This window comes from Streptomyces sp. NBC_01296 (assembly GCF_035984415.1).
Lineage (GTDB): Bacteria > Actinomycetota > Actinomycetes > Streptomycetales > Streptomycetaceae > Streptomyces.
In genome coordinates this window covers 452,589-474,453 of sequence record NZ_CP130721.1, presented here as the reverse complement: position 1 = coordinate 474,453, position 21,865 = coordinate 452,589, and the positions used below count along the sequence as shown (strand labels likewise).

Sequence of the window (21,865 nt, the reverse complement as noted above, 5' to 3'; positions counted from 1 at the left end):
CCGATGCGGGCCGGAAGCGTCCGCCGGAACAATCAGCTAGTGTTCTGCGCCTGAAATCTCAGGGCTAAGTCTGTAGCCTGTTGTCATGTCGCCAGGTCCTCGTGCCGTCGAAGTCCGCCTGTCCAATGAGGAGCACGCCGAGTTGTCCCGCTGGGCGAGTGGGGCGGTGGCGCCGCGGTTCGCAGAGCGGGCGCGCATTGTGCTGGCGTGCGCAGGCGGGGTGCCGAACGCGCAGGTGGCGGTCAAGGTCGGTGTGACCGCAGCGACGGTGAGGAAGTGGCGCGGGAAGTTCGCCGCCGAGGGGATGGCCGGACTCGAGGATGCCGCCCGAATCGGCAGGCCGAAGGCCGATCTGGTTCTGAGTGAGGCTGAACGGAACCAGTTGGTCCGGTGGGCCCGGCGTGCGAAGACCGCCCAGTTTCTGGCTCTGCGGGCGAGGATCGTCCTGCGTTGTGCGGAGGGCGGGACGAACAGGCAGGCCGCGGTCGAGCTCTGTGTCGATGCCTCGACCGTCGACCGCTGGCGCAGTCGTTTCATCGCCCATCGCCTTGAAGGCCTGGTCGATGAGCCCCGTCCGGGCCGGCCGCCCTCGATTCTCCTTGACCAGGTCGAAGACGTGATCGTGGCGACGCTGGAGTCCACGCCGGGGAAGGATACTCACTGGTCGCGGGCCTCGATGGCAGCTCGGACGGGGCTGTCGAAGTCGACGGTCGGCCGGATCTGGAAGCGGTTCGATCTCAAGCCGCATCTGCAGGATTCCTTCAAGCTGTCCACCGACCCGCAGTTCGTCGACAAGGTCGTCGACGTCGTCGGCTTGTATCACAACCCGCCGGAACGGGCAGTGGTGTTATGCGTGGATGAGAAGAGCCAGATCCAGGCTCTGGACCGTTCACAGCCGGTGCTGCCGATGATGCCGGGCATGCCCGAACGACGCACCCACGACTACCTGCGGCACGGCATCACCAGCCTCTTCGCCGCCTTCAACATCGCCGACGGCACCGTCATCAGCGAACTCCACCGCCGCCATCGCGCGATCGAGTTCAAGAAGTTCCTGGTCACCATAGACAAAGCCGTGCCCCACGAGCTCGACGTGCACCTGGTCTGCGACAACTACGCCACCCACAACACTTCTGAGATCAAGACGTGGCTGGCCAGGCACCCCCGCTTCCATGTCCACTTCACGCCCACAGGCTCCTCCTGGATCAACCAGGTCGAGCGGTGGTTCGGTCTGCTGACCGACAAGCTCATCCGCCGCGGCGTCCACACCTCGGTGAAAGCACTGGAAGACGACATCCGGGCCTGGATCGAGACCTGGAACGAGGACCCGAAACCCTTTACCTGGACGAAGACCGCCGACGAGATTCTCAAGTCCCTCGCCGACTACCTCACCAAGATCACCCCATCCGACCCGAGCAACCAGGCGCAGACTTAGCCCTGAGATTTCGGGCGCAGAACACTAGTGCCTTGACCGCATAGGTTCGCCGGGTCGATGGTCGGGTACCGGTTCGGTCCCGTGTAGGGCTGTGTCAGGATGCCGCGATGATCACCTCACCCATACCGCCCGTCGTTCCCGCAGGCCACATGGCCAAGATGGAACAGCCCGTGCTCGCTCTCCCCAGCGGTCTGGAGCTGCGTCCCTGGCGTGTCAGCGACGCCGACGCTCTGGTAGCCGCCGCTCAGGAACCGGGCATTCGCCAGTGGAACCGGCTCTTCGTGACGACGAAGGAGGAAGCATGCGAGCGCATCGAGCGCATGCGCGAGCGTTGGCAAACCGAGCAGAGCGCGATATGGGCCATCGCCCGGCCCGATGGTGGTCACGCCGTGGGCTTGATCGGCTGGGGTGACATCGACCTCCAGGGTGGCAGCGCCGAAATCCTGTACTGGCTCCTGCCCGACGGACGTGGCCGCGGCGCCATGGTCGAGGCCACACAGCGCCTCAGCCGGTGGGCGTTCGAAGACCTTGGTCTGCACCGTCTCCGACTGTGCCACGCGGTGGCCAACTCGGCATCGTGCCGAGTAGCGGAGAAGGCCGGCTACTCCATCGAGGGCACGATGCGCAGCGCCCTGCTACACGAAGACGGATGGCACGACGAGCATCTGCACGCCCTGGTCCAGGGCGACATCTGATCCTGTGATAGGCGGTCAAGGGGGGCAGCCGCCCCGTGACCGTCGGCGGTCCAGTCGAGCGGCCTCACCGCGGGGATCGACCGTTGGAGGTGTAGTGGCAGAGCCTGTCCGTGTGCGCAGGTTGACCGACCAGGAGGGGCAGAAGCTGCAGCAGATCGTGCGCCGGGGCAGTACCAGTTCGGTGCGGTTACGGCGCTCGATGATGCTGCTGGCCTCGGCCAGCGGAAACCGGGTTCCCGCGATCGCCCAGCTGGTGCAGGCCGACGAGGACACCGTCCGGGATGTGATCCACCGGTTCAACGAGATCGGCCTGGCCTGCCTGGACCCCCGGTGGGCGGGAGGCCGTCCCCGCCTGCTCAGTCCTGACGACGAGGACTTCGTTGTCCAGACGGCCACCGCCCGCCCGACCAAGCTCGGCCAGCCCTTCACCCGCTGGTCCATCCGCAAACTCGCCGCCTACCTGCGGAGAGTGCACGGCCGCGTGATCCAAATCGGCCGCGAGGCGTTACGGTGCCTGCTCGCCCGCCGTGGCATCACCTTCCAGCACACCAAGACGTGGAAGGAGTCACCCGACCCGGAGCGGGACGCCAAGCTGGACCGTATCGAGCACGTACTTGGCCGCTTCCCGGACCGAGTCTTCGCGTTCGACGAGTTCGAGCCGCTCGGCATCCGGCCCACCGGCGGATCGTGCTGGGCCGAGCAGGGCCGGCCCGAGCGGCACCCAGCGACCTACCACCGCACCCACGGCGTCCGCTACTTCGACGGCTGCTACTCGATCGGCGATGACAAGCTCTGGGGCGTCAACCGTGGCAAAAAGGGCGCTGCGATCACCCTGGCTGCGTTGAGTTCGATCCGCGCGGCCCACCCTGATGGCGCCCCGATCTACGTCATCTTGGACAACCTGTCCGCCCACAAGGGCGAGGCGATCCGGTCGCTGGGCGCGGAAGAACCGGGTCGAGCTGTGCTTCACCCCGACCTACGCGTCCTGGGCCAACCCGATCGAGGCCCACTTCGGGCTGCTGCGACAATTCACCGTCGCCAACTCCCACCACCGCAATCACACGGTCCAGGCCCGAGCCCTGCATGCCTACCTGCGCTGGCGCAACCAGCATGCCCGCCACCCCGACGTTCTGGCCGCCCAGCGCCGCGAACGCGCCCGCATCCGCAGCGAGAAGGGCATCCGCTGGGGCGGACGCCCTCTCGAGGTCGCAGCCTGACCAACCCGGTGAAGCAATGTGGTCACAGCACTAGCTAGGGCCTGTCTTCAGTCGTGATCATGTGGTGGGGCGGAGTCTGCGGGGCGTTGGCACATGTGACTTGCCCGCCTTGAATGTCGCCCGAGTCGCTCCCCTCAGGGGTTGAACTTCCGCTGTTGCTCGGTCGGTGTGCTCGACCAGGCAAACGTCGGGAACCGCCCTTCATCTCCAGGCGTGGTCCGTAACACTGGTGTCCGTCAGCTACGGCCACAGGACAGGCGATTGGGAGTGCAGGTGGAGCGCGGCACATTAATCGCGGGCAAGTATGAGCTGCGCGAGAGGCTTGGCCGGGGCGGGATGGGCGAGGTCTGGGCTGGCCGCGACCGCGATCTCCACCGCAACGTGGCGATCAAGCTGCTCGTACGCGACGACGATGCCTCGCCGGACCTGCTCCATCGGTTCGAGCGCGAAGCTGTGGCCGCCGCACAGATCAACCACCCGAACGTGGTCTCCCTCTATGACCGGGGCGTCCATGACGGCCTGCAGTTCTTGGTCATGGAACACATCGACGGCACGACGCTCGCCCACCACATGCACGAGCAGGCCCCCATGCCCGTCGCGCGGGCGCTGGAGATCACCCAGGAGATCTGCGCCGCCCTTGTCGCCGCTCACCGGGCCAAGGTCGTCCACTACGACATCAAACCGTCTAACGTCATGCTCACCGCTGACAGCCGCATCAAAGTCGTCGACTTCGGCATCGCCGGCTTCACCCACACCCACACCTTCACCGTCGTCCCCACCTCCATGCTCGCCCCCGTCGGCACCGCCCTCTACGGCGCACCGGAACAGTTCCTCGACCAGCGCGGTGACGAACGCTCCGACCTCTACGCCCTCGGCAGCGTCCTCTTCGCCCTGCTCACCGGCAAGCCTCCTTTCAACGACGGCTCCCCCCTGTCTGTCATCCGTCGTAAACTCGACGACGAGCCACCGCTGTTAAGCAGCCAGCGCCCGGATGCGCCGGAGTCCGTTGCCCAGTTGCTCACCGACCTGCTGCAGCGCGACCCAGACCGACGCCCCCAAAGCGCGTCACTCGTCTACGAACGCCTGCAGCAACTCCGGCCCCCCGTCACCACGTCCAGCGCGAGAGCACGCGAACCCGATACGGAGCGTCCGTCACGGGCTGCACCAACCCGGACCCTCACACGTGAGACGTCAGACACCGAAGACGCCTTCGAGATCACCTGGACCGGGCAGGAACCCATCTCCACATACGCGACTCATGATGGTTGGTCCCTGAGACGTCACTGGCTTCTCTTCGCCGCTCTCGCGTTGCCGTTTCTCTACGCGGGCACGGGATTGTTGGTGTTGGCCGTCGCAGGCGGCCCCAATGATGATGATCCCTCTGACGCTCCGGTACTGCTTGTCTGCATTGCGATCTATCCGATTCTGCTCTACCTCCTGTACGGGAGGAAGCTCGGGGCTGCCACCTTGAACTGGCGGCGACACCGGCGTGCGCTCAAGGACAGACGCCCTTGGTCACTCCGCGTTGACGCCGGTGGAATCACGACCACAGACCCGCGCCATGCCACCCCCGCCACCGGCCGCGCGGGGCACCGGGTGTACCCCTGGGGCCTCGCATCCACCGTCACGTTGGAGCACTCCGCGGAATTCCGTTGGGGCCCCAGCTACACCGTGCTGCACATCCAGCCCGAGGGAAAGGGGCCGCAGATCAGCTCCATAAGACCCGCGGGCATGGTGCACCCTCGCTCCCCTCAAAGCACGGCAGGGCGCTGGCCGCTCTGCGCCCTCGGTCCAATGACCGAGCAGCAGCACCAGGCACTCATCGCTGCCCTCGCCCGCCACGCGGGCTCGCGCTGGAAGCCGGAACTCAGTAGATAACAGCCCGACCGGCCGTGCAGAGGTGTGAGCTGCTCTGGGTCTTTGGCCTGCCCTCAGTCGTGATCACGTGGTGGGGTGGAGGCTGCGAAGCCAGATCAACGCCCCACGCAGGTGGAGCCCAGGGGTCTGCCGCACGATCGGGTGACATCTGATCTGGCTTGCCATTGTGGGGCAGGTGGGAAGGATGTCGCTGTGCCCAAGCCTTATCCGGAAGAGTTCCGCCAGGATGTCGTGCGGGTCGCGAGGAACCGCGGCCCGGGCGTGACGGTCGAGCAGGTGGCCGCCGACTTCGGAGTCCACGCGATGACCTTGTGGAAGTGGATGCGCCGGGCGGACATCGACGACGGGACCAAGCCCGGAATCTCCAGCCAGGAGAGCGCGGAGCTGCGCGAAGCGCGTCGGCGCATCAAGCTGCTGGAGCAGGAGAACGAGGTCCTGCGCCGGGCCGCGGCCTACCTGTCCCGCATCATCCGAATCTGCGAACGCCAGGGCGTCCCGATCGTCGCCGACCGCGCCTACATCGGCTCCGGCTCCTGGGTCACCACCGCCATCCGCCGCCCCCAACGGCGAACTGTCACCGACCGAACGGACAGGACGCTGAACCCGGCACTCGCCCAGGCCCGCGCTCCTGTCGAACGAGGCGTCGCCCACCTGTCCTGGCGGATCTTCCGTCGGAGCCGCTGCAGCCCGAACCGCGTGACGGATATCACCGCCGCAGTGCTCACCCTGGAGAGGCAACGCTGAAAAGGCTCAGTGGCCAGGCTGAAAGAGCTCAGCGGACGTCGAATGGAACAGGGGACGCGTCAAGGAACGACCAAGACTGATTCTCCCTGGCATGGCATGTCCATTCCTGCAAATAGGTTCCTCGTGGGGGCGCGGTAAGACTCGGGTTATGTGCGTCCAGGCATCGGAGCGCGCCCGTTGAGCGCCTGATCCTGAAGCCGAATCCTTCCGGGTGGGGTTCGATCTTCCAGAACTGATAGCTGGTCTCCGCGTCACACTCAGCCGTGTGAACCCTTTCCGCTCCGGCTTTCCAGTGGTCGCTGCCTTCTAGGCATAGTCCCGTGCTGCGCACCTCGATCTGGAACTGGCTGCCTTTGGGCCGGAAGCGGAACTGCTGGCTCTCCCCGTTGCTGTCGGGCTGAAGGAAGACTCCGCCGGAGGCGTCCACCACTAGATCTCGGGTGAACGTGCTCTTGATGTTCCACCATCCGTCACCGAAGTCTGGCGGTCGCCGGGGACCCGAGAATGGCGGGCAGATCCCACCCGGGAAGATATCGCAGTCCCCCGCGGAGGCGCCGAGGGGCGCGAGTCCCAGACCAAATAGCGAAACGGTCAGAGGGAAAAGAAGGAAAGTTCTTCGGCTCATCGCAATCACCAGGCGTTCAAAGATGCCAGGCCGCGTAGGAGGACGTGGTTGACCGATATCGACAACCGAGGCAGCGCAAACGCCCTTCTGTCAATCACCCGGCTGTCGTGGGGATAGACATGCGGCAGGCGGCCCGCCCGCCCCCTACTCAGAGGAGGGAACAGATCGTTACGGGGACTCTGGGCGACCACCTATCCGTCCCCTGATCGTACGCGCGCGCGTAGCCGTTGTTCACAGGTTGATTACAGGGAGAATAGAGGTTTGTGTCAACATTGAACCAGCCCTCAGTGTGATAGGGATGCTCGCGGGCTGTCATCCATCTACTGAAGTACACAGTGCCACTATTGAGCTTTACCTTAACGTAGACCCTGCCATGAAGGGTGTAGCAGGCGCCGCTGAGCTTCAAATGATGATCGAATTCGTAGGTCCACAGGGACGGCATATCGGGGCCACTGCAGGGCCCCGCAGATATCACAGAGTGAGCGCCTTGGGTCGTTGAGTGCGCCAGGGTTACGTTGGGAACGCTGAAGCCAATCGCGGCGATCGTTGCCATGAAAATGGTCGTGGTGCGCCGCGAGTGGTGCAGATTCGAGCGACTGAGGATACCCATGAGTGCTCCCCCGTGGGTTGGTAGAAGGCGACGTCATGCCCGGCCATATTCGGACGTCATGTGAGGATGCCAACCCCAGTTTGACAGCCTCAAAAACTCGGGACTCGCTAGAAGTGGGCAAGTGAATATGAAAGAACCTGCCAGATGGGAGTCGCCGCTCCTAGTGAAAAGTCTACCGGCAGCTTCCGGGGCGAGCATCAGCTCAGCCAGCCTGGGGAGGGGCTGACGATTACTGAGCTCTTCAGCCTGGCGCGGGCCGCCGTCAGGTCGTGGGCACGGCCGGCCTCCTGGCGGGGAACTGTCCCCGACCCAGCGCACGGTCAACCGAGTACTGGCCCAGGCCCGGGTACCCGTCGAACGCGCGATGGCGTGGCTCCAGTCCTGGCGAGTCTTCCGCCGGTCCCGCGTAAGCCCCAACCGCATGACGTCAATCGCCGCAGCCGTCCCCACCTGGAGGGGCAACGCTGAAAAGGCTCATTGAGCCGTTCGCATGGTGTAGCGTCCCGGTTCGCTGCCTCGAGGAAGATGGTCAGCGTCCGATGTTCCAGGATGCGGTAGGTGCTGTCGCGTCCGTGGCAGGGAGCGCGGGGACGTGCCTGACCCACCAGCGGCGCAGCAGCAGCGGGGGATGGCTGCGCAGTCCGACCAGCATGGAAATATGGCGAAGCCGCGCGGGCATGGCCCGGCGGTTGGCCAAGAGGTACGTCATTGCGCTCGTGGCGGCGGGCCGACCGCACCGGCGGGCAGCGATCATGTCGCAGGCCAGCTCCGTCCACCAACCCACGGCTGGCTCTGTTCACGAGTTGGGGGTTCTGGCACAGATCTTGGGGAGTCGTCGCGGAGAGTTACCCCGATGTTCGATTGTGAGGAGACGGGTTCGCGTGAGACCGCGTACGCCGTGGTCGTCCGCGCCTCGAATTGACGCTCCCTCAGGTATCTGCCGGCCGCTGATGCGGGCGGCCATGGACGGTGATGGTGCTGGTCATGCAGACCGATGCACCGTTCTGGGACTTGCTGGTGTTCGACGGGATCGACGATGTGGATGTCGAGGCTGTGACGGCCGGATTCGGCTGGGTCGAGGTAGTGGCGAGAGGCCGCGCGATCGGCTCTGCATGTCCGGACTGCGGCCGCTTCTCGGACCGAGTCCACGACCGCTATCAGCGCAGGCTGAAGGATCTTCCGCTCGCTGAGCAGGGCTTCGTGATCCGGCTGACGGTCCGGCGCTTCATCTGCGGAGCGACGGACTGCCCGCGCCGGACGTTCGCCGAGCCGTTCTTCCAGCTGGCCGCCCCGCACGCACGGTTCACCAAGCGGCTCAACCGCGCCCTGGAGCGGGTGGGGCTCGCGCTGGCCGGTCGGGCCGGCGCTCGGCTGGCGGCCCAGCTGGGCTTCGGTGCGGGACGGATGACCTTGTTACGCCGGGTCATGGCATTGCCTGATCCACGGTTCAGCACGCCGCGTGTGCTGGGTGTGGACGACTTCGCGATCCGTCGTGGCCAGACCTACTCCACCGTCTTGACCAGCGTCGAAGACCATCGCGTGGTCGATGTGCTCCCGACCCGTGAAGCCGGGCCACTGGCGACCTGGCTGATCAGCCACCCCGGCGTGGAGATCATCTGCCGGGACCGGGCGGGCGCCTACGCCGGGGGTGCCCGGCGCGGTGCCCCCGACGCTTTGCAGGTCGCCGACCGGTTCCATCTGTGGCAGGGCCTCGGCCGGGCCGTGGAGACCTGCGTCGCCGCCCACCGCGACTGCCTGCGCAACCCATCACCCAGCGGCACGCTGCCGCAGGCCATCCGAGTGGCTGCCGGTTGGCCGCAGGGCGATTCGGATCCCGTCGGCCGGCGGGCCGACCGGAAGAAGGCAGCACACGCCTTGGTCCACGAATTGCTGGCCCAAGGTCACTCACGCCGGGCAATCGCCCGGCACCTGAGCTGGGGTCTCAACACCGTGCTCCGGTACGCGAACGCCGCACGCTGGCAGGACACCATCCGCGAAAATCGGCCCCGACCCAGCAGGCTCGACCCATACAAGCCCTACCTCGAGCGGCGATTCGCCGACGGATGCACCAGCGTCACCCGACTACACGGCGAACTCAATGCTGCTAACGCGCCCGTCACCTACCAGATGGTCCGCGCCCACGTCGCGACCCTCCGCAGGACTCCGGCCGACGCGGCGCCGCGGCCGCCGTCGGTGCGGCAGGTGACCGGTTGGCTCATCCGGCACCCCACCGCGCTGAGCGACGACGACCGCGCCGGTCTGAAGGATGTCCTGGCAGGCTGCCCTGAACTGGACACCGCCGCCGGTCACATCCGCGACTTCGGCGAGATCCTCACCGAACGACGAGGCGCCACGCTCCCCACCTGGATCGACGCCGTCGATGCGAGCCAGCTGCCCGGCCTAACCGGCTTCGCTCTCCACCTGCACCGCGACTTCGACGCCGTGACCGCCGGACTCACCCTCGACTGGAGCTCGGGCAGAGTGGAGGGCGCCGTGAATCGCATCAAGAAGATCAAGAGGCAGCTCTACGGGCGAGCCGGATTCGGCCTGCTCCGCAAGATGATCCTGCTTCAGTAGCACCCAGAGACGGTGCTGGCGTGTTGTGGACGAGCACGTTCGCGATCGGAGGGTCGGCCGCCCAATACCCCACAGCGGCGCTCCGACCTACGCACCGGCTACTGCAAGATGGCTCATATGAGCGAATCAGCTGAGCAGGTGCAGACCGCAGGTCGTCTTTGGCAGGAACACCGCCAAGCACCCTTCCCCGACAGCCTACGGCGTGCCAAGTTCGAGGCCACAGACGTGTGGTTGCTCGACCTGTACACCGCTGGCTGCGTGCTGGCATGGCTCAACAACGACGGCACACTCGATGCGGAGAACGAGCGCATCCTGCTGAGCTGTATCGAGGACCTGGACCGCGCCATCCCTGGGATCAAAGATCCTGCAGGAGCTCAGTATCTCCAGCGGTTGCACCAACTTGCCGTGCTCGTATCCAAGAACCTGGCCAGCACCAGATGACGCGGTCCTCTAATCGAACAATGCCGTCACCCCCCCCGCGACGACTCCCCAAGATCTGTGCCAGAACCGTCGAAGAGCAGCGTTTCGACGGCAGTTCGGGAGTCACCCTGACTGTCGGCGCAGAGCCGTTGTTCATGACGCCGCGCACCGCCCACCGCCGGAAAGCCGTGTCGGCGGTCCGGGCGGCTTCGGAAACTGGGTAGCGGGGGACAAAATCGCTGGCTACGGAGTCAGGTGACCGGCAGCGCGGCTTCGACGCCGTCTTGCGGCACCACGGGTACTAACGGCACCAAAGGCGTCGGCGGCACCGCCAGGGGCGGCGACGGCGGCAGCGCCGCCGGTCCGGTTCCCACCTCCTGCGGCGCCGGTACTGGGGGCTCCGCCGACGGCCGCACCGCTGGCCGCGAAGGCAACGACGGCCGAGCCGGAAACGCGGGGGTGCGTCGTCGTCCGCTTCCACTAGCGGCACCCGATGATCGCTCTCACAGCGCAGGCGGCTGTGCCGAAGCCGGGGTGGGATCGGCGTCAACCAACCCGGCCGACGCGCCGCGGTTAAAGATCCCCTGATTAACCACCGAGCAGCGGCAGGAGCTTGCCTTCCCGGTCGAGCGCCGCCAAATCGTCGAACCCACCGACGTGAGTGTCTCCAATGAAGATCTGGGGCGTCGTCCTTCGCTTGGTCCTCTCCAGCATCGTGTCACGGGCCGCCGGATCCAGGTCGATCCTGACCCTCTCGATGTTCGCTACCCCCCGCTCAAGAAGGAGCCTTCCAGCTCGCTCGGAGTACGGACAGACCGCTTGGGTGTACATCGTGACCTGCTGCACTGTGCAAATCCCCTCGCTGGAGTGCTACCCAACAGATCATCCCCACCACTAAGCAGGATGACCCGCACAACACGGCGATGCGCTTAGGGTGGAAACCGGTGAAGTCCCCCGGTGCCACCGGCTGCCGGTGGCTACAGGACGCGTCCTTCGCCGCCGCGGGAGGGCCCGCCGCCCGACCGCGCATCGCGGGCTCCTCGCCCGCTGCCAGCCCCTCGACGGCACCCGGGATCTCCCAGCGGAAACAGGGCGAGCCATCGAACCGGAATCAAGATCGGCCAGTTGTCGCTACTGACCGTTCGGATCCCTCCCGAGGGCCTCGCTGCCTCCGGTTCTCGTGGACATCGGCATCGCGCCTCGGCGGGTGCCTCCCAAAGTCATGACGAACGGGCTTCACAACCCGTGAACAAAGCCAACTGGCTCAGCTTCCGGTCAGTTCCTTGAGCCGGGCGGCGTAGGCCACGGCGATCTGCACCGTGGTGTCCTCGTCGGCGTCCTCGAGCCGGTCCAGGTCGTCCACGGCCTGGTCCCGCCCTGCCCTCAGCCCTTCGATGGTCTCCGCGTCCAGGCCGCTGTCGCGGGCCTCGGTGAGGCGGGCGTTGTACCAGCGGATCACCTCCTTCACGGTGCGCTCGGCCTGCTGTGCGTCTCCGCCGGCCTGGTGGAGCGGCTGGGATGTGGGGTCTTCGGGGGTGAGGGGGCCTGTCATGGCGTACCACCTTGGTCGTGCTGACGTACTTGACCAGCCAATTCTTGCTGACGCACCTTCACTGCGCGCTGGGCGGGCATAGGTTGAGGAGCCAGGAGACGATCACCAGGGGTGAGCGATGGCAGGGCGGGATCTGCGGGCGTTGTTCAGCACCAACGACCGGAACGTGTCGGCGACGGAGGCGTTCACGAACCGGCAGGGGCAGTGGCAGATCGTTCAGGCCGCCCTCGGCGAACACCTGGCCCGCATCACCGCCCCCGGTTTCACCGTGGAGGACCTGGAAGCCCCTCGGAACAACATTCTGGTCATGCACGGAGTCGGGGGGATCGGGAAGACCACGCTGTCGCGGACCCTGGAGGCTGCGATCGCCGGCGCCGAGAGCCGCCCGGCCCGCTGGGGTGCGCCCGTCTGGCCCGCCCGACCGACCCTGCTGCCGGTCCGGATCGACCTCGCCCGGTCCGCCGGCGTGGACTTCGAGCGCGTCGTCCTCACCATCCGTCTCGCCCTCGCCGCCCACCTCAACCGGCCGCTGCCCGCCTTCGACATCGCGCTACGCCGCTACTGGGAGCACCAGCACCCCGGCGAATCACTGGAGGAGTACCTGCGCCGCGGCGGTCTTGCCGCACGGTTCGGCAAGAACCTGCCCCAGCAGATGCAGTCCGCACTCAGCGATGTTGCCCAGGCTCTGCTGCTGCCCGGCACCGTCGGCAGCGCGATCGGCCAGCTCACCGGCGCCCTGACCACCGCGATCCGCGAGCGCCGTCAGACGGTCCGGGCTTTGGCCGGCTGCGCCCGCCTGGCCGACCTCCTGGACGTCGAGCCTGACGTCGACGCGCTCTCCTACTACCCGCACCTGCTGGCATGGGAGCTCGCCCAGCTCCCCGCCGACCAGGCCGTGGCCCCGGTGATCCTGCTGGACACGTTCGAGGAAACCGGCACCCGCACGCACCGCGACCTCGAACGGCTCCTGCAGCGCCTGGTGTGGCTGATGCCCGGAGCGTTCTTCATCGTCACCGGCCGCGGCCGCCTGCAGTGGGCCGACCCGGCTCTGGAAGGCCAGCTCGACTGGACCGGCCCCACCGGCTGGCCCGGGCTCGTCGGACAGGCCGTACCCGGCCCCCGCACCGCCGGCACCCCGACCGAGAGCAGCCGCCAGGTCCTCATCGGCGACTTCTCACCCGAGGACTGCTCCGACTACCTCGCCCGGGCCTGACCCGCGACGGCCAGCCCCTCATCGACGCTCACCTACGCACGGTGATCGCCGAACGCTCCCACGGCCTGCCCCTCTACCTCGACCTCGCCGTCCTGCGCTTCCTGGAGCTCCGCCGAGCCGGCCGCACCCCCACGCCCGCGGACTTCGGGACCGACTTCCCCGCGCTGCTCACCCGCACCCTGGCCGACCTCACCCCCAACGAGCGCCACCTCCTGCGCGCTGTCAGCCTGGTGGACGCCTTCGACCTTCCCCTGGACCCGGACACCCTTCGTACGCCAAGACGCAGTAAGCCAGTCCAACTCGGCGTAGCAGCTCTAATGGTCCAAAATCACGGGCCGCGGCACTCTAGAACAGAGTAGCCACTGCGCGCCCGCGGTCTTGAGCTGCACGTTCGGATGTACACCTGACTCCATGCAGCAAGAGAACGGAAGTCAGAGCGCCAAGGGATCGGCATGGCGAAACCCTGCCTTTACTGCCCTGAGCGGAGCTTTGATTGGGGCATTTGTCGGCCTCGTGGGCAGCATCCTGGTCTACACCCAGGCGGAGGCAGTGCAGGATGCGACACAGAGTGCGCGGCGGGCCGACATCCGGCGGAGTGCATATGCAGAGGTGGGTGCGAACTATCAAGCCTACAAAGTGGCGGTATTCGGCATGATCGCTTCCTATGCGAACATTGCATCAGATAAGAAGCCAGAGCAAATTTACAACACCGTCTTCATGCCTGCATACCAGAGGCTAGCTCAGGCGGAAACCACGGCGCGACTGGTCGGTTCACCTGAAGTCAGAAAGTTGCTAGACGTGGTCAGTGACCACCGCAACACGCTGGGGAAGTTGGTCACGGGGCCCGTTATCCTCGGCGAGAAGATTGATGACAAAAAACTTACCCGAGAGTTGGAAGAGGTCCGTAAATCCTACAACGCCTTTCTGGATAAGGCGGAGGGCGAGGTCATCTAAAAGCCTCGTATCAGTGGAATCGTCGGCCTTCCGGGCCAGCTCGGCCCTGGTGTCTACACACGGTCCGCGAACGGCCCCATGTACCGGACCGTGTACATCTGGAGCGCGAAACCCCGCTGTTGATGCCGTGTACGCCGCAGCGCGATGAGGTCCCGGTCGACGTCGTCCAGGAAGAAGAACCGCTCCAGCTCCGACCTCGTCAGCTCCTCTGTGAACTTCTCGTACGCCTCGGCCTGATTATCAGTTAAGAACTCCCCGGCTGGGCTACACATCATCCCTGCCCGATGCCCCTGTCGAGCAGGCCCAGGGCTGAGTACAGGGAGACGGAGAGGGTCATCCATACGACAAATGCCCCGCCACCGCAGAGCACTGCGCGTGGAATGCTTCCGTCCGCTGCCCAAGACAGCACACCAGCGATGACTGCGACTAGCAGAGACAGGACAGTTGCCAGGGCGACGAGCAAGAGGCGCATCAAAGGTCCGGAACTCAACGGCCGACATCCTTCTGTGAGGGTGGCCGCTCCGAGACATGCCGCCTCAGCCCGACCACCAAAGCGCGATGGTTGGCTGAGACGGTGTAACCCCTGGGAAGCGGCGGGCCGTTAACAGGTCCGCGCAGCCGCGAGGTCACGCCCTCAATCAGTTCTCGGATGATAAGCGACTCCAGGAGAGCACGCCAGAGTGTGGTCATAGAGCATGAACCGTCGGCCATCGCTCAGGGTGACCATAGGGGTGATCCTGGCAGGAATACGCGACGCCTCAACATGCGAACCCACCAGTCCCAAGGGCCTATGCGGCACCGTCGATCCGGAGCTCACGGTCCGGTCCGCAGAAGGGACACGCCTCGATGCCGTCGGCCAGGAGGCGGAGGGCCTCTTGCCGGGTGATCTCCTTGCCGTGGCCGTCGGGGCAGTGGCCGGCGTGGACGCGGAAGGGGCGGGGACCGTGGCCTGTGCGGTGCGCTTCGAGCTTCCAGTCGGGTACCCGTGGCGTCGGCCTGCGGGCGGTGGCGACGGCTTCTTGCTGTTCCAGGCGGGCCAGGGCCTCGCGGGTCTGGCCCAGCTGCCACTCCAGCCAGCCGACGACCGCCCGGTGCCGGGCGATCTGCTCCGCAAGACTTTCGTTCACATGTTCTATTTTAGGGGTAGTGGTGCGCTGGGCTCTGGCCGGGCTGCGATCAGGCGCGGCGGCGCGGTGTGCGGCCCTTGGCCGCACCGGTGGTCTTCTTGGCCGTCTTCTTCGCGGTCTTCTTCTTGGCGCCGAGCTCGTGGACGGTGGCCTCCGTCTCACCCCGGGCTTCCCGCGCCTTCTGCACGGACTCCTCCAGGGCGGCCATCAGGTCGATCACCTGGGCGGGTGCCTCGGGGGGGTGCGTGCGCTCCCCGTGGGCCTTGGCCGCGAGGAGTTCCTCCACGGCGTCGCGGTAGTGGTCGCGGATGCCTTCGAGGGTGTCGGTGGTCATCGCGTCGGCGAGGGCGAGGGCGGCCTGGACCTCGTCCTCGGTGACGTCCACGGTGGGGGCGGGAACGTCGGCCTCGCGGATCTCATCCGGCCAGCGGAGTCCGTGGAGGACCAGGGCGTCGCCGACGACGCGCAGCAGGCCGAGGCGTTCGCGCTGGTGGAAGGCGAATTTGGCGACCGCGACGCGGCTGGTGCGGCTGAGGGCCTCGCGCAGGAGGACGTACGGCCGTGCCGCGATGGGGTCCGGGGCTGCCAGGTAGTAGGCGCCGGCCCCGAAGGCGGCGGGGTTGATGGAGGCTGCGGGGACGAAGCTGACGATCTCGATCGCCTTGGCGGTGGGCAGGGGGAGGGCGTCGAGTTCGGCGTCGCTGACGGGGATCGTGCCGGTGGACGTCTCGTAGCCGCGGCCGATCTCGTCGAGGCCGACGGGCTCGCCGTCGAGTTCGCAGACCTTGAGGTTGCGGACGCGGCCGATGAGTCCGCCCTCGTGCTGGTGGATCTGCCGGAAGTGCACGGCGTGGGGCTCGGTCGCAGGCACGACGGACACCGGGACACTGACCAGCCCGAACGAGATCGCGCCATTCCACAGGGCCTTCACGGCTCAGGCCCAGGACTCGGGTCCGGTCCCCTGCCAGTCGAAGAGGGCTTCGTCGGTCAGGTCGACGTCCTCGGCGTCGGCCATGCCTGCCTGGTAGAGGAACTCCCGGACGTCCCGCTCGCTGGTCGCGCGACCGAGTTCCTCGCGCCGGCAGGTCACCAGGCGGCGGCCCCGCTCGTCGGGAGGGTGGATGATCACTTTGGACGCGTCGGCCATAGCTCCAGAGTCGCGGCCAATGCCCGGGGCCGCACTCAGGCCCAGTCCGCTCGGGTCCAGGCCGCCAAATTCGCTGGCCTCCGACGGGTGGGGCTGGACCAGCCGGCCGACCAGGCCGCCCCGTCCACTCAGCCGCCGGCGGCGTGACTTGATCAGCCGCGAAGTTGCCGTCGGGCCCCTCGGTCCTGCCGGGTGGGCGGTGCTACCGCCTGGCCCTGGGGCCCCCGGCGGCCCCAGGGGAGGAACAGGGCCAGCGAGGCCAGCACCTGGCCCAGACCCGGACGCGTTCGAGGGTGAGCTCGAGCCATCGGCGTATCACCGCCAGCTGGTCCAAATTGGGCGTCAGGGGAAGCAGCGGGTCTCGGTCGGCCATGGCGGCTACGCCGCGTCCGGCGCGTTCTCTGCGGCGCTAGGTGCGGCGGGGCGGGCCTGCTTCTTCAGCAGCATGCGGGCCGCGACGACCTTCTCCCGCTCGACGGTCTTCCAGTACGGGTGGTCGACCACGGCGGCCGACAGGTCCCGCAGCTCCTGCCACATCCGGTCCACGCGCTCCTTCTGCTCCGGCGTCCAGCCCGGGCTGTCAGGGACGTCCCCGCGGTGGGAGAAGCGCTCCCCGCGCGCCCACCCCGCGACCGGTTCCACGCTCCACGGCAGGCCGGCCAGATGCGCGGTGTGCTCTGCCCCAATGCGGTGAAGGCGCTCTTGGAGCTGGAGGAGGTCGTTGGGGAAGACGTTCGCGTTCGAGGTCACCCCTGAATCGTAAACCTGTTCGATTCCTGAAGGGAACTCGACGCTCGGTGATGTCGCCTGTTCGGCGGTCTGCTGGATCTCCACGGGTGCCGGGGAAGCCGAGTCCGCGGAGGGATCGGCCGTCTCGGCCTCTGGCGGACCGTCCGGCCACGGGGCATGGCTGGAGCCTTCCGTCAGCACCGGGGCGGGATCCTGGAAGCGCTGCCGCGGGATCGTGCGAATGGTCGAGAACGTGCCGCCTGTGGCGATAGGGGTATTCAGGGTCGCGGGAGGAGTCATGGCCGCAGGTTGGGCTGGGGAGGCCGCGGCCGTTGCCGTGCGGCAGGTGGGGCCGTTTGGACTGGACTTCGGTGTTGCCCCCTCCGGCGGCGCTGGGTTCAGGATGAGGGTGCCCTCCAGCAGGTCCTCGAGCCGGTCGCGGTCCGCGCTGGTCACCCAGAACTTGTCGAGCCTTGATCCCCTGAGGTGTTCGACGGGCACGATGGAGCCTGCCGCCGTCTGGCGAACGAGGTCGTCGAACAGCACGTCACGAGGTTTGGGCGTGACGTGGTGTTTTCCGCACCGCCGGACACCGTCTGGGCAGGGATAGAGCGCCCGAAGATCGCAGAGCCAGAAGTCCAGGGCTCGGAAACCGGAGACAACGCGCAGGTCGCCGGTCTTCGCGATGACGTGGGCGGGCAGATTATTGCTCCCGGTCCACTGAGTGTCGTTGCGTCGGGCGTAGTCGACCCGGTCGGTGTGCCAGGCCGGCGTGATGCCCAGCTTCGCCGCCTTCGCAGCGCGTGCCTTCACGCTGCGCGGTCCCTCAGCCCCGGCGGACGAGAGCTGGATCTCCCATCCGATGCGACGGCCGCCTTCCCCTTCGACCAGGGTGTCGGTCTGGATCCAGCCGCGGGTCCCGACAGGCGTACGGACTTCGCTGTCGCCTGGGAAGCCGCCTTCCTCGGCGGCACGAAGGATCCGTTCCTGGTACGCCTTGTGCTCGTCGCTCATGGGCGCCTTGTGGCGTTCCTCGTCCTCGGCCCGCTCGTGAACGGCCTCGCGCCGGCCGTTGGCGCGCAGCCGCAGGTGCATCCAGGCCACCACCCCCTTTTCCTGGCAGATCCCGCCGCACTGCAGTCCGCGCTCGGAGACCGGGACGTTGCGTGAGGCATAGAGCCGATCCGTGTCGTAGATCAGGTCCCACAGGCCCTCAATGCCTTGCCCGAGATCATTTTGTGTGAGGTCGAGACGCATCTTGAGCTTGGTGTGCCAGACGATGTTGGCCATGGCCTGCCCTCCCCCTGAAGAAGACCGCTGCCATTCACGGTAGAGGGCGCCACTGACAATCCGACAGGTGACGATTACAGTCAGCGATCTTGCTGGCGGCGCCGCTGCCGACTTGGGCCGATGGGGGCCGGAAACGTCCGCCGGAACAATCAGCTAGAGGGTGGCCTTGGCCTCGGACCCCATTGGGCGGCTGGGTAACTGCCGCCCGTGGCGGGCCGCATCGAGCTCCGTCGGAACCAACTGCACCACTCGCGCCTGAGCGGATGACCAAGTAGGCATCGGGCACGCTCTGAAGTGCCGTTTCTCTGGTGAATCATCGCGCCCACCTGGGTGATGTGCCCGCTGCTTTCCTCCTGGACGAGTTGATGGGCGGCTACAACCCGGGGCGTGATCAAGAACCTGCTAATGCGCGGCCTGCCCGCGCTCGCCCTCGCCGCCTTGCCCCTGCTCGCCACCGCCGCGCCGGCCTCCGCCGACGGCCCAGCGGCGGCCGTCACCCTGCCCGCCGCGTCGGAGACGGCATCCCTGCTCGAGGGCATCGACCGCATCCCCGCGGCTGCCGAGTCCCGCGACGGCTACGTCCGTACCGCCTTCAAGCACTGGAACGCCGGAGCCATCGCGGACGACGGATGCAACACCCGGGCCGAAGTCATCCTCCAAGAAGCCGTGGAGTACCCCGAGATCGCCCCGGGCTGCAAGCTCACCGGCGGACGCTGGTTCTCCCCGTACGACGACACCTGGGTCACCGCCGCTTCCGCCCTGGACGTGGACCACCTGGTCCCGCTCGCCGAGAGCTGGGACTCCGGGGCCTCGGCCTGGACCGCCAAGCGCCGCGAGGCCTACGCCAACGACCTCGCCACCCCGACCTCGCTGATCGCGGTCACCGCGAAGTCCAACCGCGCCAAGGCCGACAAAGACCCGGCCGAATGGCTGCCCCCGACCGCCACCTACCACTGCACGTACGTCACCAGCTGGGTCGAGACCAAGCTCCGCTGGTCCCTGACCGCCGACGACCGCGAGCGCGAGGCCCTCCTGGGCCTCGCCGAAGACTGCCCCGGCGCCACCGTCACCTACGAGACCGTCCCCTTCGACACGACGAAGTAGACGCACCCCTTCTACAGGGGCACGGCCAGGCGCGACCCGATGCGAAACCGCATCTCCCCGGCGGCATGACGGACCTCCTCGGGCTGCTCGTCATCGTCGAGCACTCCGAGGAGGACCATCAAGGCCCTCGCCTCGTCCTCGCTGATCAGCTTCAAGCGCGGCTCGGTGACCCCGTCGAGGAGCACGTCCAGCATCTCGTCCATGCCCAGAACAACGCTGAGCCGGCCGGTCCGTCACCAAGGGCGCCTGGAACCGGGCCAGCTACGGGTACTCGTGTGCGCACGAGCGGGCCGAGTGCGCCGCGTCATTCGCCGGGTACCGCCCCTCCGGGCGCGAGGATCAGCAGAGCCGAGGTCCTCACCTGGCCCGGACCCGGGCGTGCGACACACCTGGTCCAGCAGCCGCCGCACGTGCCGCGCAGCCCATCCGGAGGCCGCCACTGTCGACTGGCCGATGAACCCCACCGCAGCATCTCCCATCTTGTCTTGGGTCACGCCCCCTACCTGTCTCACTCTCCGTGCGCGGACTATGGGTGAGCTAACCTGCCCGCATGCGTGGACAGTTCACCGGCTGGCCTGAGCAGGCTATGGACGTGTTGTGGCAGCTCCAGGGCGAACCGACCCACGCGACCCGCGAGCGCTATCGCGCGGACCGCGAACGCTTGGTCCGACAGCCGATGATCGCTCTGCTCAACGAGGTCGCGGACGCCGACCCCCGATATGAGGACTTCTCCGTCTGGCACTACCGCACCGACTCCTGGTGGTGGCAGCACCAGAGCGCGGTGATCCGGCTCGACCGCAAGATCGAGATCGGTCTCCGGTTCGCCCTGGACGGCCTGCGGATCCAGGGCGCCTGGTGGTACCCCGATCCCGGCCAGGTGGACAGGTTCCGCAAGGCCGTGGCCTCCGAGGGAAGCGGCCGCGAACTGTCCGCCATCGTCGAGGACGTGCGGAAGAAGGGCTACATCATCTCCGGGGACGTGATGAAACGTCCCCCGCGTGGCTATCCGACGAACCACTCCCGTACGAACCTGCTGCGCCACCGTTCTCTGATCGCTGCCCGTCCCCTCGGCTGCGAGGAATGGCTGCACACCCCCGAGGCGGTCGACCGGGTCCTCTCGGCTGCCGCCGACCTGGACACCCTGCTGATGTGGCTGGTCCGCCACGTGAAGCACGCCGCCTGACACAACCGCGGATTGCGGGCAAGCTCGGTACCCACGGCGCTTGCGATGGACTCCCTTGCCCTGGCGGAGATCCACTAAAAGCGAATCTTGGGGCCGGCGCAGACACTGTCCCCAGCCAGTCCGCGGCTGCGTTCAGGCCAGCGATAGTCCACGGCCAGCGAAGAAGTTGATGAACTCGGCGAGAGGCAGGTTCGCGGTGCGGGCCGGCTCCGTGTGGCCGGACGGATTGCGGAAGTACACCGTGTCGCCTTGGCGGCCGGTGACGAGTACGAGGTGTCCGCCCTTGCCGGGTGCCGGGTTCTCGGGGCGGCGGATCTCCTTGTGTACCGAGGCCATCACCAGCCGGCCGGAGTCGAGCAGTGCCAGGAGGCCCGACTCCGTGATGGTGGGGTGAACCTCGCCGTGCAGGCGCTGGACGTCGTGCACGTACTGGGCGAACGGGGCGTAGATCAGGCCGCGGATCGCTCTGCTGTCCGCGTCCTCGGTGTAGGCCCCGTACTTTCGGGCGCCGTCGAGGAGTTCGAACAGGGTGGGTGCGTCACCGGTACGGGCGAGGAGGGCCATGCGCAGGCAGGCGATGCCGCACATGTGGCCGCACCAGGTGCGGCAGGTCTCCAGGTCGGGGGCGCCGCTCTCGGCCCAGCGGGGATCGTCTCCTCGGTCGTGGCCGTCGTAGACGATGGCGGCGATCAGGTCCGGGCTGGCGTACTGCGTGACGGTGGGGAACGGGAGGTCGAGGTCAGGCATGTGCGGGGTCCTTCCGGTGGGCGGGCTGGCTGATGAGCCGGTGGAAGGTGGGCCAGTCCACGCCGCCGCCGGAGATCACTACCCCGATCGTCCCCGACTCGTGGGGCACGCGACCGGCGAGCACGGCGGCCAGGGCGCAGGCGCCGCTGGGTTCGGCGACGACCTTCAGGTGCCGGAAGGCGAATGCCATGGCGGTGGTGATGTCCTGGTCGGTGACCGTCACGATGCCATCCAGGAGCCGGGAGTTCACGGCCCAGGTAAGTGGGGAGGGGCTGGCATGGCCGAGGCCGTCGGCGATGGTGGAGGGCGCCTCGGGCAGGGCGATGCGCTGGCCGCAGCGCATCGACAGCAGGGTGTCCGCGCCGTCTTCGGGTTCCACGCCGATGACTGTGATGCCGGGTTGGAGGTGCTTGGCGATGGTGGAGGATCCGGCGGCGAGTCCACTGCCGCCGACGGGGACGACGAGCATCTCGATCTCGGGGCCAGCTCGAGGAGAAGTGGGCCGCGATCCTGGCCCACCGCAGCGAAGCCGCCAAGAAGCGGCCCCTGCCCGGGATCCTGGCCCGCCTGCCGACAGAGGTACGGGAGTCGATCACCGGGACCGAGCACTACATCCGCCTC

General features: G+C 67.2%; 20 protein-coding genes and 5 pseudogenes. 14 read left to right on the top strand and 11 right to left on the bottom strand.

Annotation, left to right across the window (positions count from 1 at the left end; all coding sequences use genetic code 11):
- The first annotated feature begins 85 nt into the window (after nucleotides 1-85).
- The 6 genes and pseudogenes from OG299_RS42280 to OG299_RS42255 form a co-directional block, all read left to right on the top strand.
- Nucleotides 86-1,432 carry an IS630 family transposase gene (locus tag OG299_RS42280; protein ID WP_327360012.1) on the top strand — a complete coding sequence of 449 codons (1,347 nt, stop codon included), beginning with the start codon at nucleotides 86-88 and terminating at the stop codon, nucleotides 1,430-1,432.
- 107 nt (nucleotides 1,433-1,539) lie between these two features.
- Nucleotides 1,540-2,127: a GNAT family N-acetyltransferase gene (locus OG299_RS42275; protein WP_327364964.1), complete on the top strand. Its 588-nt coding sequence runs from the start codon at nucleotides 1,540-1,542 to the stop codon at nucleotides 2,125-2,127.
- 94 nt (nucleotides 2,128-2,221) lie between these two features.
- A pseudogene (locus tag OG299_RS42270) lies at nucleotides 2,222-3,344 on the top strand (IS630 family transposase).
- A gap of 273 nt (nucleotides 3,345-3,617) precedes the next feature.
- The gene (locus tag OG299_RS42265; protein WP_327364963.1) at nucleotides 3,618-5,222 is read left to right on the top strand and encodes a serine/threonine-protein kinase; all 1,605 of its coding nucleotides are present in this window, start codon (nucleotides 3,618-3,620) and stop codon (nucleotides 5,220-5,222) included.
- A gap of 75 nt (nucleotides 5,223-5,297) precedes the next feature.
- Nucleotides 5,298-5,639: pseudogene (locus OG299_RS42260) on the top strand (transposase); the annotation flags it as partial.
- Between the two features lie 30 nt (nucleotides 5,640-5,669).
- Nucleotides 5,670-5,966 (top strand): annotated as a pseudogene (locus OG299_RS42255) (transposase family protein); the annotation flags it as partial.
- A gap of 28 nt (nucleotides 5,967-5,994) precedes the next feature.
- Here OG299_RS42255 and OG299_RS43005 read toward each other — a convergent pair.
- On the bottom strand, nucleotides 5,995-6,591 hold the full coding sequence (locus OG299_RS43005; RefSeq protein ID WP_442817620.1) for an RICIN domain-containing protein: 597 nt from the start codon (nucleotides 6,589-6,591) through the stop codon (nucleotides 5,995-5,997).
- A gap of 881 nt (nucleotides 6,592-7,472) precedes the next feature.
- Here OG299_RS43005 and OG299_RS42250 point away from each other — a divergent pair.
- The 3 genes and pseudogenes from OG299_RS42250 to OG299_RS42240 all read left to right on the top strand — a co-directional run.
- Nucleotides 7,473-7,682: pseudogene (locus tag OG299_RS42250) on the top strand (transposase family protein); the annotation flags it as partial.
- A 503-nt stretch (nucleotides 7,683-8,185) separates the two neighbouring features.
- Nucleotides 8,186-9,778 carry an ISL3 family transposase gene (locus tag OG299_RS42245; protein WP_327364962.1) on the top strand — a complete coding sequence of 531 codons (1,593 nt, stop codon included), beginning with the start codon at nucleotides 8,186-8,188 and terminating at the stop codon, nucleotides 9,776-9,778.
- Nucleotides 9,779-9,895: 117 nt separating this feature from the next.
- Nucleotides 9,896-10,219 carry a hypothetical protein gene (locus OG299_RS42240; RefSeq protein WP_266636785.1) on the top strand — a complete coding sequence of 108 codons (324 nt, stop codon included), beginning with the start codon at nucleotides 9,896-9,898 and terminating at the stop codon, nucleotides 10,217-10,219.
- 567 nt (nucleotides 10,220-10,786) lie between these two features.
- Here OG299_RS42240 and grxC read toward each other — a convergent pair.
- Nucleotides 10,787-11,044, bottom strand: a complete 258-nt coding sequence (grxC, locus tag OG299_RS42235) for a glutaredoxin 3 (RefSeq protein ID WP_327364961.1) — start codon at nucleotides 11,042-11,044, stop codon at nucleotides 10,787-10,789.
- 418 nt (nucleotides 11,045-11,462) lie between these two features.
- Complete coding sequence (locus tag OG299_RS42230; protein WP_327364960.1) at nucleotides 11,463-11,750, bottom strand: hypothetical protein; 288 nt, start codon at nucleotides 11,748-11,750, stop codon at nucleotides 11,463-11,465.
- 118 nt (nucleotides 11,751-11,868) lie between these two features.
- Here OG299_RS42230 and OG299_RS42225 point away from each other — a divergent pair, with 118 nt between their 5' ends.
- The 3 genes from OG299_RS42225 to OG299_RS42215 are packed head-to-tail and all read left to right on the top strand — an operon-like array spanning nucleotide 11,869 to nucleotide 13,917.
- Nucleotides 11,869-12,963: a hypothetical protein gene (locus tag OG299_RS42225; protein WP_327364959.1), complete on the top strand. Its 1,095-nt coding sequence runs from the start codon at nucleotides 11,869-11,871 to the stop codon at nucleotides 12,961-12,963.
- Nucleotides 12,964-13,004: 41 nt separating this feature from the next.
- On the top strand, nucleotides 13,005-13,322 hold the full coding sequence (locus OG299_RS42220) for a hypothetical protein (RefSeq protein ID WP_327364958.1): 318 nt from the start codon (nucleotides 13,005-13,007) through the stop codon (nucleotides 13,320-13,322).
- Between the two features lie 52 nt (nucleotides 13,323-13,374).
- Complete coding sequence (locus tag OG299_RS42215) at nucleotides 13,375-13,917, top strand: hypothetical protein (protein WP_327364957.1); 543 nt, start codon at nucleotides 13,375-13,377, stop codon at nucleotides 13,915-13,917.
- 68 nt (nucleotides 13,918-13,985) lie between these two features.
- On the opposite strand, the pseudogene OG299_RS42210 reads toward OG299_RS42215, so the two are convergent.
- From OG299_RS42210 to OG299_RS42190, 5 genes and pseudogenes are all read right to left on the bottom strand, one after another.
- Nucleotides 13,986-14,189: pseudogene (locus tag OG299_RS42210) on the bottom strand (DUF4158 domain-containing protein); the annotation flags it as partial.
- Nucleotides 14,190-14,705: 516 nt separating this feature from the next.
- The gene (locus OG299_RS42205; RefSeq protein WP_327364956.1) at nucleotides 14,706-15,044 is read right to left on the bottom strand and encodes a DUF6233 domain-containing protein; all 339 of its coding nucleotides are present in this window, start codon (nucleotides 15,042-15,044) and stop codon (nucleotides 14,706-14,708) included.
- Between the two features lie 49 nt (nucleotides 15,045-15,093).
- The gene (gene ku / locus OG299_RS42200; protein ID WP_442817619.1) at nucleotides 15,094-15,915 is read right to left on the bottom strand and encodes a non-homologous end joining protein Ku; all 822 of its coding nucleotides are present in this window, start codon (nucleotides 15,913-15,915) and stop codon (nucleotides 15,094-15,096) included.
- A gap of 63 nt (nucleotides 15,916-15,978) precedes the next feature.
- Complete coding sequence (locus OG299_RS42195; protein ID WP_327364954.1) at nucleotides 15,979-16,191, bottom strand: hypothetical protein; 213 nt, start codon at nucleotides 16,189-16,191, stop codon at nucleotides 15,979-15,981.
- Nucleotides 16,192-16,569: 378 nt separating this feature from the next.
- Nucleotides 16,570-18,210, bottom strand: a complete 1,641-nt coding sequence (locus tag OG299_RS42190) for a DUF8825 domain-containing protein (protein ID WP_327364953.1) — start codon at nucleotides 18,208-18,210, stop codon at nucleotides 16,570-16,572.
- A gap of 387 nt (nucleotides 18,211-18,597) precedes the next feature.
- Between OG299_RS42190 and OG299_RS42185 the strand changes: the two genes are divergently transcribed.
- Nucleotides 18,598-19,314 carry an HNH endonuclease family protein gene (locus tag OG299_RS42185; RefSeq protein WP_442817618.1) on the top strand — a complete coding sequence of 239 codons (717 nt, stop codon included), beginning with the start codon at nucleotides 18,598-18,600 and terminating at the stop codon, nucleotides 19,312-19,314.
- Nucleotides 19,315-19,325: 11 nt separating this feature from the next.
- Here the strand turns inward: OG299_RS42185 and OG299_RS42180 are convergent, their stop codons facing one another.
- Nucleotides 19,326-19,517, bottom strand: coding sequence for a hypothetical protein (locus OG299_RS42180; protein ID WP_327364952.1), 192 nt, complete (start codon nucleotides 19,515-19,517; stop codon nucleotides 19,326-19,328).
- Nucleotides 19,518-19,864: 347 nt separating this feature from the next.
- On the opposite strand from OG299_RS42180, the gene OG299_RS42175 reads away from it, so the two are divergent.
- Nucleotides 19,865-20,497, top strand: a complete 633-nt coding sequence (locus OG299_RS42175; RefSeq protein ID WP_327364951.1) for a DUF2461 family protein — start codon at nucleotides 19,865-19,867, stop codon at nucleotides 20,495-20,497.
- Between the two features lie 132 nt (nucleotides 20,498-20,629).
- Here OG299_RS42175 and OG299_RS42170 read toward each other — a convergent pair whose 3' ends face one another.
- Together OG299_RS42170 and OG299_RS42165 are read right to left on the bottom strand one after the other, a co-directional pair.
- The gene (locus tag OG299_RS42170) at nucleotides 20,630-21,244 is read right to left on the bottom strand and encodes a cysteine peptidase family C39 domain-containing protein (RefSeq protein ID WP_327364950.1); all 615 of its coding nucleotides are present in this window, start codon (nucleotides 21,242-21,244) and stop codon (nucleotides 20,630-20,632) included.
- The gene (locus tag OG299_RS42165) at nucleotides 21,237-21,713 is read right to left on the bottom strand and encodes a pyridoxal-phosphate dependent enzyme (RefSeq protein WP_327364949.1); all 477 of its coding nucleotides are present in this window, start codon (nucleotides 21,711-21,713) and stop codon (nucleotides 21,237-21,239) included. The genes OG299_RS42170 and OG299_RS42165 overlap by 8 nt, the downstream gene beginning before the upstream one ends.
- Between the last annotated feature and the right edge of the window lie 152 nt (nucleotides 21,714-21,865).